At 49.5% G+C, this 14436-nt stretch carries 14 protein-coding genes; all 14 read left to right on the plus strand.

The features are described from left to right. The first annotated feature begins 78 nt into the window (after window positions 1–78). The 14 genes from EJL91_RS18100 to EJL91_RS18165 all read left to right on the plus strand — a co-directional run bounded on the left by EJL91_RS18100 (window position 79) and on the right by EJL91_RS18165 (window position 14431). Window positions 79–1299: a TolC family protein gene (locus tag EJL91_RS18100; protein WP_125143381.1), complete on the plus strand. Its 1221-nt coding sequence runs from the start codon at window positions 79–81 to the stop codon at window positions 1297–1299. Window positions 1300–1318: 19 nt separating this feature from the next. After that, entirely contained in the window at window positions 1319–2542 is a 1224-nt protein-coding gene (locus tag EJL91_RS18105; RefSeq protein WP_125143382.1) for a TolC family protein, read from the plus strand. Between the two features lie 309 nt (window positions 2543–2851). After that, on the plus strand, window positions 2852–3325 hold the full coding sequence (locus EJL91_RS18110) for a flavodoxin (RefSeq protein WP_125143383.1): 474 nt from the start codon (window positions 2852–2854) through the stop codon (window positions 3323–3325). A 19-nt stretch (window positions 3326–3344) separates the two neighbouring features. Further along, entirely contained in the window at window positions 3345–3782 is a 438-nt protein-coding gene (locus tag EJL91_RS18115; RefSeq protein WP_125143384.1) for a cupin domain-containing protein, read from the plus strand. Between the two features lie 33 nt (window positions 3783–3815). Further along, on the plus strand, window positions 3816–4508 hold the full coding sequence (locus EJL91_RS18120; RefSeq protein ID WP_125143385.1) for a dihydrofolate reductase family protein: 693 nt from the start codon (window positions 3816–3818) through the stop codon (window positions 4506–4508). A gap of 508 nt (window positions 4509–5016) precedes the next feature. After that, window positions 5017–6711 (plus strand): C40 family peptidase, encoded by a 1695-nt coding sequence (locus tag EJL91_RS18125; RefSeq protein WP_243125451.1) that lies wholly within the window; start codon window positions 5017–5019, stop codon window positions 6709–6711. Window positions 6712–6739: 28 nt separating this feature from the next. After that, window positions 6740–6919 carry an ATP-binding protein gene (locus EJL91_RS25160; RefSeq protein ID WP_125143386.1) on the plus strand — a complete coding sequence of 60 codons (180 nt, stop codon included), beginning with the start codon at window positions 6740–6742 and terminating at the stop codon, window positions 6917–6919. Between the two features lies 1 nt (window position 6920). Continuing rightward, window positions 6921–7277: a winged helix-turn-helix domain-containing protein gene (locus EJL91_RS18135; protein ID WP_479723356.1), complete on the plus strand. Its 357-nt coding sequence runs from the start codon at window positions 6921–6923 to the stop codon at window positions 7275–7277. Between the two features lie 194 nt (window positions 7278–7471). After that, window positions 7472–8671, plus strand: a complete 1200-nt coding sequence (locus EJL91_RS18140) for a S8 family peptidase (protein ID WP_243125453.1) — start codon at window positions 7472–7474, stop codon at window positions 8669–8671. A 90-nt stretch (window positions 8672–8761) separates the two neighbouring features. Beyond that, window positions 8762–11578, plus strand: coding sequence for a penicillin-binding transpeptidase domain-containing protein (locus EJL91_RS18145; RefSeq protein ID WP_164516880.1), 2817 nt, complete (start codon window positions 8762–8764; stop codon window positions 11576–11578). A gap of 4 nt (window positions 11579–11582) precedes the next feature. Continuing rightward, the gene (locus EJL91_RS18150) at window positions 11583–12704 is read left to right on the plus strand and encodes an FtsW/RodA/SpoVE family cell cycle protein (RefSeq protein ID WP_243125455.1); all 1122 of its coding nucleotides are present in this window, start codon (window positions 11583–11585) and stop codon (window positions 12702–12704) included. A 77-nt stretch (window positions 12705–12781) separates the two neighbouring features. Continuing rightward, on the plus strand, window positions 12782–13141 hold the full coding sequence (locus EJL91_RS18155) for a hypothetical protein (protein WP_125143389.1): 360 nt from the start codon (window positions 12782–12784) through the stop codon (window positions 13139–13141). Further along, the gene (locus tag EJL91_RS18160) at window positions 13128–13739 is read left to right on the plus strand and encodes an SH3 domain-containing protein (protein WP_125143390.1); all 612 of its coding nucleotides are present in this window, start codon (window positions 13128–13130) and stop codon (window positions 13737–13739) included. Before EJL91_RS18155 ends, EJL91_RS18160 begins: the two co-directional genes overlap by 14 nt. A gap of 98 nt (window positions 13740–13837) precedes the next feature. Further along, a complete protein-coding gene (locus tag EJL91_RS18165; RefSeq protein ID WP_341467030.1) occupies window positions 13838–14431 on the plus strand; it encodes a DUF362 domain-containing protein in 594 nt (197 codons plus the stop codon). The last annotated feature ends 5 nt before the right edge of the window (window positions 14432–14436 follow it).

Below are 14436 nucleotides of genomic sequence, written 5' to 3' on the forward strand. Positions count from 1 at the left end.
TCTTTTTGTAACGGATAGTTGGAATAAATTAATGGTATGTTAAAGTTGGGTTATCAGTGTTAAAGGAGGAAGGGTAATATGTGTGCCTTTAATTATAAAGGATTTTATGTGGAAACGGCTGAAAAGCATAAACAGCGGGGGGCCTCAAAAAGCAAAGCTTATGAGCTTGCGGCCCTGTCGCTTGCTATGGCATTGACACTTTTGACGCCGATGAAAGTGCTGGCCTCCAGTCCGGAATTTGCAAGAAGCGAAGACGAATGGAACCGCCTGCAGGATGATGTTTTGGAATATGAAGAGATTCCAGATCTGATTCAGGAGTACAATTCGACAGTTCAAAGTAATCAATATGAGTATCAGAAATTTCTGAAAGAGTACGGAAGGACAAGAGAAGATATTGCGAAGGCCTACCGGGATATGGCAGATGATTTAGAGGCCGGTATGACCGGGGAAGACGGAGTGGCAATGATCAGTGATTTTCAGCTCCGGCAGCAGGCAGACCAGCTTCGGGAACAGGCAGATGATAACATCGAAGACAGCAGAATCATGTACCTGACCTATTGCAAAGCAGAGGCAAGTCTTGCTATGTCGGCTCAGTCATATTTTATATCATATTACCGGAAACAGCTGGAGCTTTTAACCGCGCAGGAAGATCGAAACCAACTGGCAAAGAATTTGGAGTTGGCGAAAGTCCAGAGACAGGCGGGGGTTCTCACCGATGCGGAAGTTCTGGCAGTACAGGAAAAAGTCATGACACAGGAAAAGACGGTGACAGCGGTGGAGCAGCAGATCGAGAATACAAGGCAGAAGCTGATTGTTATGTGCGGCTGGAACAGTACGGATCAGCCGGAGCTTACCGATGCGCCGATGCCGGATATGCCGGAACTGGATGCTATCGACCTGGATGCGGACAGACAGGCTGCAATCGGTAATAATTATACCGTTCGGATCAATCGGCAGAAGCTGGAGAATTCGTTGAATGCAGATCAGAAGGCCAGTATACAGAGAACGGTCGACGGAAATGTCCGTCAGGCAGGTGTCTCGCTGACCGGTGCATGGCAAAGCCTGCAGTCGGCACGGCGTTCCTATGAGCAGGCGGTTTCTGATGCGGCCGCGTCAGAACGGGATCTGGCGCTTGCAGGGGCAAAATACAGTGCGGGCATGATTACTGCTTATGATTATGAAACCGCCCGGTCGGATTTTACAGAAAAGCAGTATGCCATCCGGAGCATAGAACTGGATCTGCTGGAGGCACTGGAAGTTTATCGGTGGAATGTAAATGGAATGGCAAGCGCAGAGTAAGAAAGAGGTGGTTTGAGAGATGAAGATCAGAAAGCAGAAACGGATTACCGGAAGCAGCCGCCATCTCTTTGTGTGGGCCTGCAGTTTATCTGTGCTGCTGTGTATGAACAGTCAGGCTGCATTTGCCGCTGCTGGTCCGGGGCAGGAAGAACGGGAAAAGGAACTGTCTGAAGCTGCCTTATATGAGGCCGTGGACGGATATCAGATACCGGAAGAAGAACGTGTGGATTCGGTGATTGAATACCGGGAGCTGGGCAGTCTGATTTATTACTATAACTCATCTGTCCGGGAAATTGTAACAGGGACAGAGGACAGCAGGACGGAATATACGGAAATAAGGGATTATCTGCGGAACGAGAGGGACAGCGCTCACAGAGACAAAGAAGATGCGGAAGACAGCGGAAATATGGAGGACTACGTTGCTAACAGCACATTGGAAGAAATTTATCGGTCGGGAGTAAAAAGTTACAATGACAGCATAAAAAGATTGGATCAATATTCTTTTAACCGAAACAGGATCGTTCTGGAACGACAGCTGACCAGTGCGGCACAGAGCCTGATGATCTCTATGCAGTCGCTTCGTCTGCAGCAGAATTATTTGGGGACGGCAGAAGAACTTTACCATGCCCTGTATGATAATCAGACAGTTCAGTTTAAGGCTGGACTGTCAACCGGGCAGACGGTGCAGGCGGCATATAATAATTGGACATCTGCCAGAAATTCTTTAGAATCTCTGGCGGACAGCGAAAGTCAAATTTATCAGAACCTGTGCCTCTTACTTGGGGTGGATGAAAACGGGAGCATGACATTCGGAGCGCTACCGGATGTTGATTTTCAAAAAATAGACGCAATTGAACTGGAAAAAGACGTGGAACGGGCGGTAAATAATAATTCGGAAATGATAAATTTGAGAAGAACGAATTCGGATGGAGGCAGCTCAGGCATTCGTGATAAAAAGCGAAAGGTGGATGCGTTGGAGAAAGAGATACGAATAGAGGTTCAGCGGCTGCACGGAGAAATCATACAGACCAGACAGGCGTATGAAGCAGCAGCAACCGGCTTTTCCGGCGCAAAATCCACCTGGTCGAATGCACAGACGAAATACTCGATGGGAATGCTGAGTTATGCGGAATATCTGCAGGAAGAAATGTCCTATATTCGGAAAGAGACAGACTGTAAGACAGCAGAGCTGAATTTATTTCAGGCGGTGCAGGATTATGAATGGGCGGTGGCTGGGATATAAGCGTGACATTCATTTTCTATTGCCATTATGCAGCGGGCACCTATGTTAGCCCGTTCGGCGAGATCTTCTAGTCTCCAGCAGGAAATGGCTGGTTACGTCGGATTTGAGTGTTTTTCGTTCATTGGAGAATTCAGTTGATATGCTGATTGAAATAGCGGATAGCGGAGTGAAAGGATAGCGGAGTGAATGGCGGAGTGAAAAGACACTTGACTTAAAGTCAACTCTAAGTTGTAAAATCATATAAGTAAATAGGTGGTACTGACAGTTACAGCCGGGATCATCAACAGAAATAAGGAAAGGAGAGGAAGCATGAGAACAATAACCCTGTATTATTCCTATTCAGGAAACACAAAGAAAATTGCAGAAATGATACATGAGAAAACCGGAGGTGATATTGCGCAAATTGATACCGTTGTACCTTATGGTGATGATTACAATCAAGTGGTAGCGCAGGGGCAGGATGAGGTCAACTGCGGGTACACACCGGAAATTAAAAAACTGGAGGTTGACTTATCTGAGTATGACACGGTCGTGCTTGGGACGCCGGTGTGGTGGTATACGTTCGCGCCTGCGATAAAAACCTTCCTTGAATCCAACGATTTATCCGGCAAGACGGTTTATCCGTTTGCAACGAATGGAGGCTGGATCGGTCACACATTCAAGGACATCGAAAACGCATGCCGTGGTTCGGTGGTTAAGGCGGGGATGAATATCAGATTTACTGAGGACAGACTAAAAACACCGGCGGCTGATATAGAAAAATGGATACAGAAAATTCAATAGAAAAGTGAGGGCTCAATATATGAAGATCATGGACGAAACAGAATTTAAGAAAGTGAACGTATTTGGAAAAGGCGAGGAAAATACAGGATTTGCACAGTATTTTATCGGAAATTCTTATTTGAATCCGATGGTAAAGCCGGGTGAAACGCCGCTTTTCCTTGCCAATGTAACCTTTGAGCCGGGCTGCCGGAATAACTGGCATATCCACCATGCAAAGTCAGGCGGCGGGCAGATGTTAATCTGTACCGCGGGAGAAGGCTGGTATCAGGAGGAAGGAAATGAGGCTGTCAGCCTGCAGGCGGGTTCTTTTGTTACGATTCCGCCGAATGTAAAACACTGGCATGGAGCAAAAGCAGATTCCTGGTTTAGCCATATTGCGGTAGAGGTTCCCGGTGATGAGTGCACCAGCGAATGGTTCGGGCAGGTATCGGATGATGAATATGAGAAATTGGCCTGACAGAGATCTGTCGGGAAGAATGGAGAAAAATAGATGAAATCAAGAGCAAAAGTTATCTGCCATATGATGACAACGATTGACGGAAAGATCGTCATTGACTGGGACGGTAATTCTGATTATGAACTGGTCGGAGAGGAATACGACCGTTTGATTTCAGCCTACGGCAGTGCGATGGGCTGCGGTCGGGCTACGCTTCAGACAGACGATGACGTGGATTTTGAAAAATATAAGGGTGTGTCTGTTACATATACGGATAAGGCTGCGGTACTGGATCAGGATACTTCTCTCTCGGTTGCCTTTGACCGGTTTGGCAAGCTTCGGCCGCAGTCGCCGCATATGGAGTATGGCGGAATGAAGCAGGTAGTTCTGGAGGTTCTGACCGAACAGGTAAAACCGGAGTTTCTTGCTTATCTGGATGATAAGAAAATTCCGTATTTATTTGCAGGCAAGAGGGACTTTGAGCCGGAACTGTTTCTTGAAAAATTGAAAGAAGATTACCACGTGGATACCTTTGTACTGTGCGGCGGCGCTCAGATCAATGCGGAATTCATGCGTCATGATCTTGTGGATGAAATCAGCGTCGTGATTGGCCCGGCTGTAGACGGAAACAGAAATGCATTGACGCTGGTGGGAGCGGATGATGTAACCGGCTTTCCGAAATTCTTTAAGCTGAAAGAACTGCGGGAGCTGCCGGGCAATGGTGTTCTGCTGCGGTATGAGAGATAAGGACGCATCCAGGCAGTAAGGGATGCGGCCGATTCATAAAAGATTTGCGCTGTCAGAAAATTGTAAGCACCGTTTAGAAAATGTTTAGACTTTCGTGAGCTGGATGTTATATGTAAGTGCTAATGTATGATTATCTTATATATATTGCCAGCCTTCATAGGCAGAGAAATTGCCACACCTCCTAAAATAATATGCCCGACAGAGCTGCCAAATAGAATGGAAGCAGACTGTCCGGCATATTATTTTGATTTTTGTGAAATTGATCGAAGGACAGTCGGGGACGAACACTCCCGCCTTAAACATGAGATAGGTGAGCCATATGAAAGAGACAAAAGAGAGAATGGAAAAAAGCGTGAGATGAGATATTCCCGTAAGTCAAAGTAAAAAAGAGAAATTAAAGTACTCTTGAAAGCGTTTTACCTCACGCCACTTTTGTGGCCATGGGAAAGGAAACCTTCATCGTAAGTTAGAGACTGCGTGATACGCCAGCATAAACAGAGGTGAGAACATGGAAAAACATCGAAAAAAGAATAGACGGACGAATCAGCCCATATCATCGGAGCACGGTAAAGAGCGTATCCGCGGAAGCCGGAAGCGAAAGAAAAAAGAACGCTCTCCCTTAATGAAGATCACCATCGCGGTTCTCGTAATCGCCATCCTGGTGGCAGGAACCATTTCTATCATACGGATGCTGAACCGAACAGGAGATAACCGTTCCGGGAGCCAGGGGGAGGCAGGGATTGCAGTACAGGCTGCCTACCAGGAAAATGAAGAGCAGCCATTACAGGGAGATGAAGGCGGCGGAAGTGAAGGAGAGATACCGCCTGAGACAGCGGATGATCAGATACGGCAGGCGAGAGAGGGGGCGCTGACGGCTTATGGGAATCTTGGCATTGCAAATGTTTCAGATTCCTTAAATATCAGAGAGTCGCCCGGGGAGGATGGAACCATCATCGGAAGGCTGCCCTCAAACGGTGCATGTGACATTTTGGGGACAGAGGGGGAGTGGAACCATATCCGCTCCGGGGAAGTGGAAGGCTATGTCCACAGCCAGTTTCTTCTGGGCGGTGAGGCGGCAAGGGAGCAGGCTCTCATGATGATGGGGGAAATGGCTATCATCACATCGGAAAGTCTTAATATCAGGAGTGAACCCGTTATCGATTATGCAAATGTGGTTGGACAGGCATGGAAGGATGAGCGCTATCCCGTTGTTTCCAGAGAGGAAGGCTGGCTGCAGATAGAGGAGGGTTATATATCGGCCGAGTATGCTCAGGTTCGCTACGCGCTGGAGGAGGCCCGCCCTGTGGACCAGCAGACCATTGCGTTGAATCAGTACAGGCAGCTTGTTGTGTCCAAAGTCAATAACTATTTAAATGTACGCAGCTCCCCGGAGGATCGGGGAAACGGGAATGTAATCGGAAAGATGCCAAGCTACGCGGCGGGAGAAATCCTGGAGACGCTGGATGGCTGGTATCATATACAGTCCGGCGGAATCGACGGTTATATTACTTCCGATCCCCAGTACACCGCGGTGGGGCAGGAAGCCAGGGATCTGGCATATCAATCCATAGAGCTGATGGCCATTGTCAATACGGAAACGCTCAATGTCAGAGCGGAGCCCTCCACGGGTTCCGGCATCTGGACTCAGATTTCCAGGGAGGAACGGTATCATGTGGTGCAGCAGCTGGATGGTTGGGCGCAGATAGAACTGGACTCCGGCGGCGAAGGAGAGGAGATTGACGGCGCTTTCATATCGATTCAGGATGGAAATGCGGAGGTTCGTTATACCCTAGCCGAGGCAATCAAGTTTTCACCTCTCGAGGAACTGGCAAATGAACAGTCCTCCCTGCGGAGCCGGATTGTCAATTATGCAGTTCAATTTGTGGGGAATCCGTATGTATGGGGCGGAACCAGCCTGACAAACGGCGCGGACTGTTCGGGATTTGTATTATCTGTGATGAGAAACTTTGGAGTATCCCTGCCAAGAACCTCCCAGGCCCAGTCCCAGGCAGGAACGGCGGTGAGTTCCTCTGAAATGCAGCCCGGGGATCTGGTGTTTTATGCCAACGGCTCGGGAACCGTGAACCATGTGGCGATGTATATCGGGAACGGGCAGGTGGTTCACGCCTCCAGCCGCAGAACCGGAATCCGTATTTCTACATGGAATTACCGGACTCCCAAGGTGATCAGGAGGGTGCTCTAAAAGTTGGCCGGACTGTAACAAAAGCAGTATGTATTTTAGCGGTACATCCCGGCGAATCGGGCCGGGTGTTCCGGATGACAGCCTGGAACGGATTTTTGAAAGCTTTTACCGGGTGGATAATGCCAGAAGCCATGCCGGGGAGGGCAGCGGAATCGGACTGGCGGTGGTGCGGGAAATTATCATAGGACACGGAGGCAAGCGGCTTTGAGGTGGAGCTGGTACATGATGGGAATGAGGGAATGGACAGGAATGAGCAGAGGGGACAGGGGATCACAATCCGTAACCTGACTATCATGCCGGATGCAAGACGGGTATTTCTGGCGGGCGAGGAAATTAATCTTGCAAATAAAGAATTTGAACTGCTCTTGTTTTTGGCGGAAAATCCTAACATCGTATTTTCCAAAGAGACTTTATTTGACCGGATTTGGGGCATGGATGCCGCCGGGAATACGGCAACCGTTACCGTACATATAAACCGCTTGCGGGAAAAATTGGAAAAAAATGTTTTGACGCGGCCATTAATCGAAACGGTCTGGGGAGCCGGCTATCGTTTTCATGTTGAATGAGGCAGATCGGCTTGAAAGAAAAATTGTAAGGTTTGTTTTTAAATTGTTTAGGAATTTGAGAGATATAATTTATTTTTTTAAGGTACACTTCCGGAAACGGTGTGCCAGTGATTGCGGAGGTTCTCTGCAATCCATACCGCTGCCGGCGCTGTTAAAGCCGGTTATGTTTGATGAAAGAAAGAGAAAGGAGCATCATGGATAGAAAAAAAGTTACAGCGGCGCTCATGTGCGTTTTGTATATCAGCCTGTCTTTTCAGCCAGGATTAAGCCAGGCTGCGGCTGGCGATGAGATTATGACACGATCATCGTTCACACCTGTTGCAGAAATCAATCTGCAGGATGATATGCTTTCTTTTTATCAATATCAGTGGGCGCTAAAAAATGACGGCCGGTTAAGAGGGGCGTATTCCACAGCGGCCGGGCCCGGAACAGTAACAGGAAGCAGCATTGTGAATGTGGACGGCGTGGAGGGAATGGATATCCGCATAGAACCGGCATGGGATATTTATACGCAAGCCTCCTACCGGCGCCCGGTCACCATTGCTTTGATCGACACGGGTGTGGACATCGGACATCCTGAATTGCAGGATGCCATATGGGTGAATGAGGATGAGATTCCTGATGATGGGATAGACAATGACCTTAACGGTTATGTGGATGATGTAAATGGATGGAATTTTTATACCAATCGTCCACAAGTGTTTGACGGAACAGATGATGAGCACGGAACCCATGCGGCGGGAACCATCGCCGGGAAGTGGGACGGCAGGGGAATTACCGGTATATCGGACAGCAGCTATGTGAAAATCATGGTGCTCAAAGTGCTCGGTTCAGAAGAGGGAAGGGGAAGAACCACAGCAGTAAAGGAAGCAATCCGTTATGCAGAGAGGAACGGAGCAGATATCTGTAATCTCAGCATGGGAGCTCCGGAATATGATGAGGAACTGGAATTGCTCATTCGGAATTCCAATATGCTATTTGTGGTGTCGGCAGGAAATGGAGATGAAACAGGGCGTGGATATGACATAGACCGGCGGCCGGCATATCCGGCTTCCTATTCATCTGAAAATATCATTACAGTTGCGAACCTGATGTTTGACGGCTCCCTGGCGGCAAGTTCTAACTATGGAGCGGCCAGCGTGGATATCGCCGCACCCGGCAGCCTGATATTAAGTACATTGCCCAATCATACATTTGGTTTTATGTCGGGAACCTCGATGGCGGCGCCGATGGTAACAGGAGCAGCAGCCTTGGTTTATTCCTGCAACCCGAATCTGCCGCTTTCCGGTGTGAGAAGTGCAATCCTGAATTCAGCGAGAAAAATAGACGGCTTAAATGGAATGGTGGCCACAGGTGGTATTTTAGATGTTTATGCGGCGATGACAGGACAATAGGAAACAATAATAGGAATACAGATATGCCAGGCAGGGAAACGTAATGTGCGCTTTGTCTGGCATAAATGCATGAAGAAAAACAGGAGATATATGAGGACTTTTATTCATCATATTTTAAGATACAGGATGACTCTTTTTGGGATCGTGATGTTATTTATGGGGGTCATTGTGGCAAGACGGTTTTTTATGCTGCAGGTGGTGGACAGTGAAGAGTATCAGGAAAATTTCCGGAACCGGATTGAGCGGGAGCAGGTATTCCAGGGAAGCCGCGGTATTATATATGACCGAAATGGAACGGAGCTGGCCTATAATGAAGTGACGTATACTGTAACGATTGAAGATAACGGAGTGTATGGGAGCAGCAGGGAACGGAATGCCGCCCTGAATGAGCAGATTTCACAGGCCATTGATCTGATTGAAAAGAATGGAGATTCTGTCATTAACGATTTTCCCATTTCCATAGTTGACTCCAATTACACATTTCGGGATGAGGGAAACCGGCTGCTCCGGTTTCTGGCAGACGTATACGGTCATGCCGGAACCGATGATCTGGAATATAATGAGAGGCTTGGATATGATGAACGGACTGCCACAGCCGGACAGGTGATGGAATATCTCTGCTCGGAACGCAGGTATGGAATACCGGAGGATTATCCGGCTGAGCGCGCCCTGCAGGTGGCCTCGGTACGTTTTGCCATGGGCAGCAATAACTATCAGCGCTATATGACAACGGATCTGGCAAGAGAGGTAAGCCAGGAGACCATGGTAGCTATTTTGGAAAATCAGCCGGAACTGCCTGGTCTCGACGTAACAGAACGGCTCGTGAGACGATATACAGACAGCAAATATTTCGCCCACCTCCTGGGCTACACGGGACCTGTGTCGGAAGAGGAGCTGGAACAGCTTGCAGACAGCGGAGTTCAATATGACCGGAATGACATAGTAGGAAAAGCCGGAATTGAACAGTCCATGGAGCGGGAGCTTCACGGCAGAAATGGTGGGGAGAGGTTCTATGTGGACAACGTAGGGCGGGTAACCGAGATTTTGGAGTCCACCGGGGCGACTACGGGAAATAATATTTATCTGTCCATTGACGCGGAACTTCAGAAGGCCGTATATGACCTGCTGGAGCAGAAGCTGGCGGGAATTCTCCTTGCGAATATCACACGGGAACCGCCGGAAGGAACGAATGATTTGAGTATTCCGATTGAAGCCGTTTATTTTGCGCTGATTGACAACCATGTGATTGATACGGAACATTTTTCAGGTGCGGAAGCCGGGGCGGAGGAACGGGTGGTGTCAGGTCTGTTTGAGGAGAGGCTTAATCAGGTAATGGCAGAAATTCCCGAGGCTGTCAGACGGCCGAATCAGGAGCTGGGAGAAGAAATGCAGGCGTATCTGGACTATGCGCTGGGAATTCTGGAAGAGGAGGGATATTACCGCAGCGAAGAAGTGGACCGAAACAGTGAATTATACAGCCGGTGGCAGTCGGATGAAATCAGCCTGGAGCAGTTTCTGCAGGGGGGAATCGGAGAAGGCTGGGTGAGCACGGAAGGCCTTCTGCCCCAGGAGGGTTCCTATACAATGATAGAGGAGAATCTTAATGCGTTGGAATCATGGATCGTGAACCGGCTTTTGGATGACTCCGGCTTCCATGAACTTTTGTACCGCGAGATGATCCGGCAGGGGAGTATTACCGGGGAACAGATCAGCAGGATCCTGATAGAACAGGGAGCCGTGGAGGACAGGGGCGGAGATTACGACGGGCTGGGTATCGGGACTCTGGAAGCGTATACCTTTATCAGGGATAAAATCCGAAATCTCGAAATTACGCCGGCCCAGCTGGCGCTTGATCCCTCCACAGCCTCCAGCGTGGTTGTGGAACCGGGGACCGGGAAGGTTCTGGCCTGTGTCACCTATCCGGGGTATGACAATAACCGGCTGGCTAATTCCGTGGATGGAGACTATTACAATGGACTGCTGAATGACGCATCGCTGCCGTTATATAATAATGCGACACAGCAACGGACAGCGCCCGGCTCCACGTTCAAGCCAGTGACGGTGGCTGCGGGGCTAACGGAGCAGGTGATTGACAGAAATAGCGAAATTGAGGACCTCGGTATTTTTGAACTTATTACCCCCAGCCCGCGCTGCTGGATTTATCCATCCGGCGCCACCCACGGAGCCATTAACGTGACGGAGGCCCTCCGGGATTCCTGTAATTACTTTTTTTACACCTTAGGCTATGAAATGAGCCTGGAAAATGATGTCTATCGGGAAAATAGAGGAATCGAGACCATTAGAAAGTATACGGAAATGTTCGGCTTCAATGAAAATACAGGCATTGAGATTCCCGAAAGCGCTCCCCAGATGGCAGACGGATTCCCGGTTACGGCAGCGATCGGACAGAGCAACCACAACTATACGACAACCCAGATGGCCCGGTATGCGGCTGCTCTGGCAGATAAAGGGAACCTGCATAATCTGACGCTGATTGACCGGGTACAGGAAGGGGCGGATGGAGGGTTCAGACAGATGGATGAGCCGGATGAACGCCTTCTGGAGGAGATACTCCCCTCTGCCTGGAATACCATCGGAGAGGGCATGAGAATGATGGCGGAGAATAACCGTATTCTAAGAGAACTCCCTTTCTCTGTGGCAGGAAAAACCGGAACGGCCCAGCAGAACCGGACCAGGCCGAACCATGCGCTGTTTATCGGTTACGCTCCGTATGAAGCGCCGGAAATCGCAGTAGCAACCAGGATTGCTTATGGATATGCTTCGTCTAATGCAGTGGAGGTGACTTCAGATATACTTAAATATTACTTCCGTACAGAGGATGCATCGCAGCTTTTGACCGGCCAGGCGGAGCTTCCGGAAAACCGCGGCAACAGTTTTGCAGATTAGGAGGATGGTGAAGCATACGGATAAAATGCTGAATGATTTTACATTTAAGAAATTTGATTTTTTTTTAGCAGCCTGTACATTACTGCTTTCCCTGATTGGCGTGATTCTGATTGGAAGCGCCAATCCTGTCTACCGGGAACGTCAGATAGCCGGGGTTATACTGGGGACGGTAATGATGTTACTTTGTTCTTTGCTGAATTACAAGCTGATAGCGAGAACGGGATGGGCCATTTATATTACCAGTCTGGCACTGCTTCTGAGCGTGACCATTGCCGGCGCCATATCCGGCGGAGCGGCCAGATGGATTGAGATAGGCCCCCTGCGCTTTCAACCGTCAGAGCTGACAAAAATCCTGCTGATTGTATTTTTTGCATGGTTCTTTGACAGTAACCGGGAGAAAATGGACAGGCCGGGATTCATTCTGTGTATCCTGGCGGTACTGGCGCTTCCTCTTGTACTGATCCTGGAACAGCCGGACTTGTCTACCGCCATTGTGGTGGGATGGGTGGTCGTATGTATGCTTTATATAGCTGGACTTGACTACCGGATTATCCTTCGGGTACTGCTGGCCGGGGTTCCGGCGGCCGGGCTTTTCCTGTTTCTCGTCACACGTCCCGGCCAGGGAATACTGAACGATTATCAGTACCGGCGGATTATGTCATGGCTGGCGCCGGGAGAGTGGGCGCAGGATTCCTACCAACAACAGAATTCGGTCATGGCAGTAGCAAACGGCGGACTGTTTGGAAGGGGGCTTGGCAATGACAGCCCGGTTTCTGTCAAAAACGGCAGCTTTCTCCCTGAACCCCATACGGATTTCATCATGGCAGTGGCAGGGGAAGAATTAGGATTCTGGGGCTGCATGGTAATTCTGCTGCTTCTAAATCTGATTGTCTTTGAATGTATCAGAATCGGAATCCGCACAAGGGATTTGACGGGCAGGCTGATCTGTACCGGGATGGCTGCCCTCATCGCAGGACAGGCATTTGTCAATCTCTGTGTGGTAACCGGGCTGATGCCGACTACCGGACTTACGCTGCCCTTTGTCAGCTATGGCCTCACCTCCCTGGTGAGCCTGTATCTGGGATTAGGACTGGTGCTGAATGTGGGGCTGCAAAAAGGGGACTAGATGGTGGAACAAAAGTCCCTGACCGTGAGAATGAAATAACTCCAATCCGCTATCTTCTGGCAGATTCGGGAGAGAACATGGAGGAGAGAAGAGGAGGTGCGGCCGGAATTGCATTTATCACCCCGGAACTGGGATTTATGGCCTTGTCCCACAATGGAGGAGATGAAGCGGAGCTTTTTCGGACGGAGGACGGAGGAAGAACAACAAAGCGGGTGGAGCTTCCGTATTCTGTGATGGAAGAAGTGGCGAATCCAGATGAACCCTTTGATTTCCCGGAGATGCCATATGAGGAGGACGGAATACTGAAGATGCTAATTGGACAGGGCGCCGACGGTGATTACCACGGAGGAAGCAGGGCTCTTTATCAGTCGGAGGATCAGGGAATCACTTGGGATTATGTCAGGGAGATAGAAAGCGAGTGGAATGATGAACAATGAGAATTACGGAAGAATGCCGGAAGAATGGCAGCAGAAGCGGGAACGGAAACGGGAGGCCAGACGCCGCCGCGTTCTGATTTATAAAGGGCTGATAGGGCTTTTTATGTTGCCGCTGGTTGTAGGCGGGTATTTCATATTTGCAGGGCGGGGAGACGGAGAGGATGACCGGACCGAAGGAGTTCTGACCGAAACAACCGTGGAGACGACGGCGGAGTACACCGAATCCGCTGTCATTGCAACGCCATCCTCTGCAGAAGCGCCGGAGCAGCAGACGGAGGAAGAAGAGGAAACGCCTCCGGAAACGGCAGGTGAAGCGGATGTGCTGGAAGGATATGAAACCCCGGGAATTGCCAATGTTTCAGATTATCTGAATATCAGGGATCACGCTGAAGCTGACGCCTCTATTATCGGGCGGCTGCCAGCAGGCGGCATCTGTGAGATCCTGGAGGAAGGGGAGATATGGTACCGCATCCGCTACGGAGAGGTGGAAGGATATATTAACGGAAGCTATCTCCTGACAGGCGAAGCTGCGGCCGAGCGGGCGGTTTCCGGATCCTCAGATCTGCTGCCGGCTGCAGTAGATTCTGAAGAACAGTAAAAATTAAAGATATTCTGAATGAAAAAACTTTATGATAAGTTTAACTTATGGATTTGATTAAAAACGCGAATTGATGATTGCTCTGTTAGATTGCGGATGTGAAGATTCAGGATGAGGACGGCTCTATGACACTGCCTGTTGAGGGCGGAACCCGTCTGTCCGAAAACTATGTGGGCGCGGTTTTTGGGGATTATGATTCCTATCTGGTATTATCCCATTTTAAAGGCCATGCCATGGCCGGTTTTGGAGGAGCAATCAAGAATATCTCCATCGGACTTGGCTCCAGCGAAGGAAAGAACTGGATTCATACGGGCGGCGCCAGCCGGACAAGCTTCATGGGCGGAGCTCAGGATGCGTTTCTGGAAGCCATGGGAGATGCGGGAAAGTCTGTTTCCGACTACCTGGGAAACGGAGAGAGGATTACCTATATTAATGTAATGAACCGTTTATCCATTGACTGTGACTGTGATGGCAATCCCGCCGAGCCGGATATTCATGATATCGGTATTCTGGCATCCAACGATCCGGTGGCACTGGATCAGGCCTGCATCGATTTGGTGTCCAGTGCCCAGGGAAATGAGAGCCTGATGGATCGGATTGCGGACCGCGACGGGATTCATACCCTGGAAAACGCAGAGACCATTGGTCTTGGAAGCCGCTCTTACCGTCTGGTGAATCTGGATCAGGAGTAAAGAGT

Source organism: Clostridium transplantifaecale (assembly GCF_900626075.1).
Classification (GTDB): Bacteria; Bacillota; Clostridia; order Lachnospirales; family Lachnospiraceae; genus Otoolea; species Otoolea transplantifaecalis.

Excerpts from the sequence above, each read along its gene's own strand:
- EJL91_RS18115 (WP_125143384.1), top strand. The coding sequence starts at position 3,345 with ATGAAGATCATGGACGAAACAGAATTTAAGAAAGTGAACGTATTTGGA.
- EJL91_RS18145 (WP_164516880.1), top strand. The coding sequence starts at position 8,762 with ATGAGGACTTTTATTCATCATATTTTAAGATACAGGATGACTCTTTTT.
- EJL91_RS18120 (WP_125143385.1), top strand. The coding sequence starts at position 3,816 with ATGAAATCAAGAGCAAAAGTTATCTGCCATATGATGACAACGATTGAC.
- EJL91_RS18125 (WP_243125451.1), top strand. The coding sequence starts at position 5,017 with ATGGAAAAACATCGAAAAAAGAATAGACGGACGAATCAGCCCATATCA.
- EJL91_RS18105 (WP_125143382.1), top strand. The coding sequence starts at position 1,319 with ATGAAGATCAGAAAGCAGAAACGGATTACCGGAAGCAGCCGCCATCTC.
- EJL91_RS18100 (WP_125143381.1), top strand. The coding sequence starts at position 79 with ATGTGTGCCTTTAATTATAAAGGATTTTATGTGGAAACGGCTGAAAAG.
- EJL91_RS25160 (WP_125143386.1), top strand. The coding sequence starts at position 6,740 with ATGTATTTTAGCGGTACATCCCGGCGAATCGGGCCGGGTGTTCCGGAT.
- EJL91_RS18110 (WP_125143383.1), top strand. The coding sequence starts at position 2,852 with ATGAGAACAATAACCCTGTATTATTCCTATTCAGGAAACACAAAGAAA.
- EJL91_RS18140 (WP_243125453.1), top strand. The coding sequence starts at position 7,472 with ATGGATAGAAAAAAAGTTACAGCGGCGCTCATGTGCGTTTTGTATATC.
- EJL91_RS18155 (WP_125143389.1), top strand. The coding sequence starts at position 12,782 with ATGGAGGAGAGAAGAGGAGGTGCGGCCGGAATTGCATTTATCACCCCG.
- EJL91_RS18160 (WP_125143390.1), top strand. The coding sequence starts at position 13,128 with ATGATGAACAATGAGAATTACGGAAGAATGCCGGAAGAATGGCAGCAG.
- EJL91_RS18150 (WP_243125455.1), top strand. The coding sequence starts at position 11,583 with ATGGTGAAGCATACGGATAAAATGCTGAATGATTTTACATTTAAGAAA.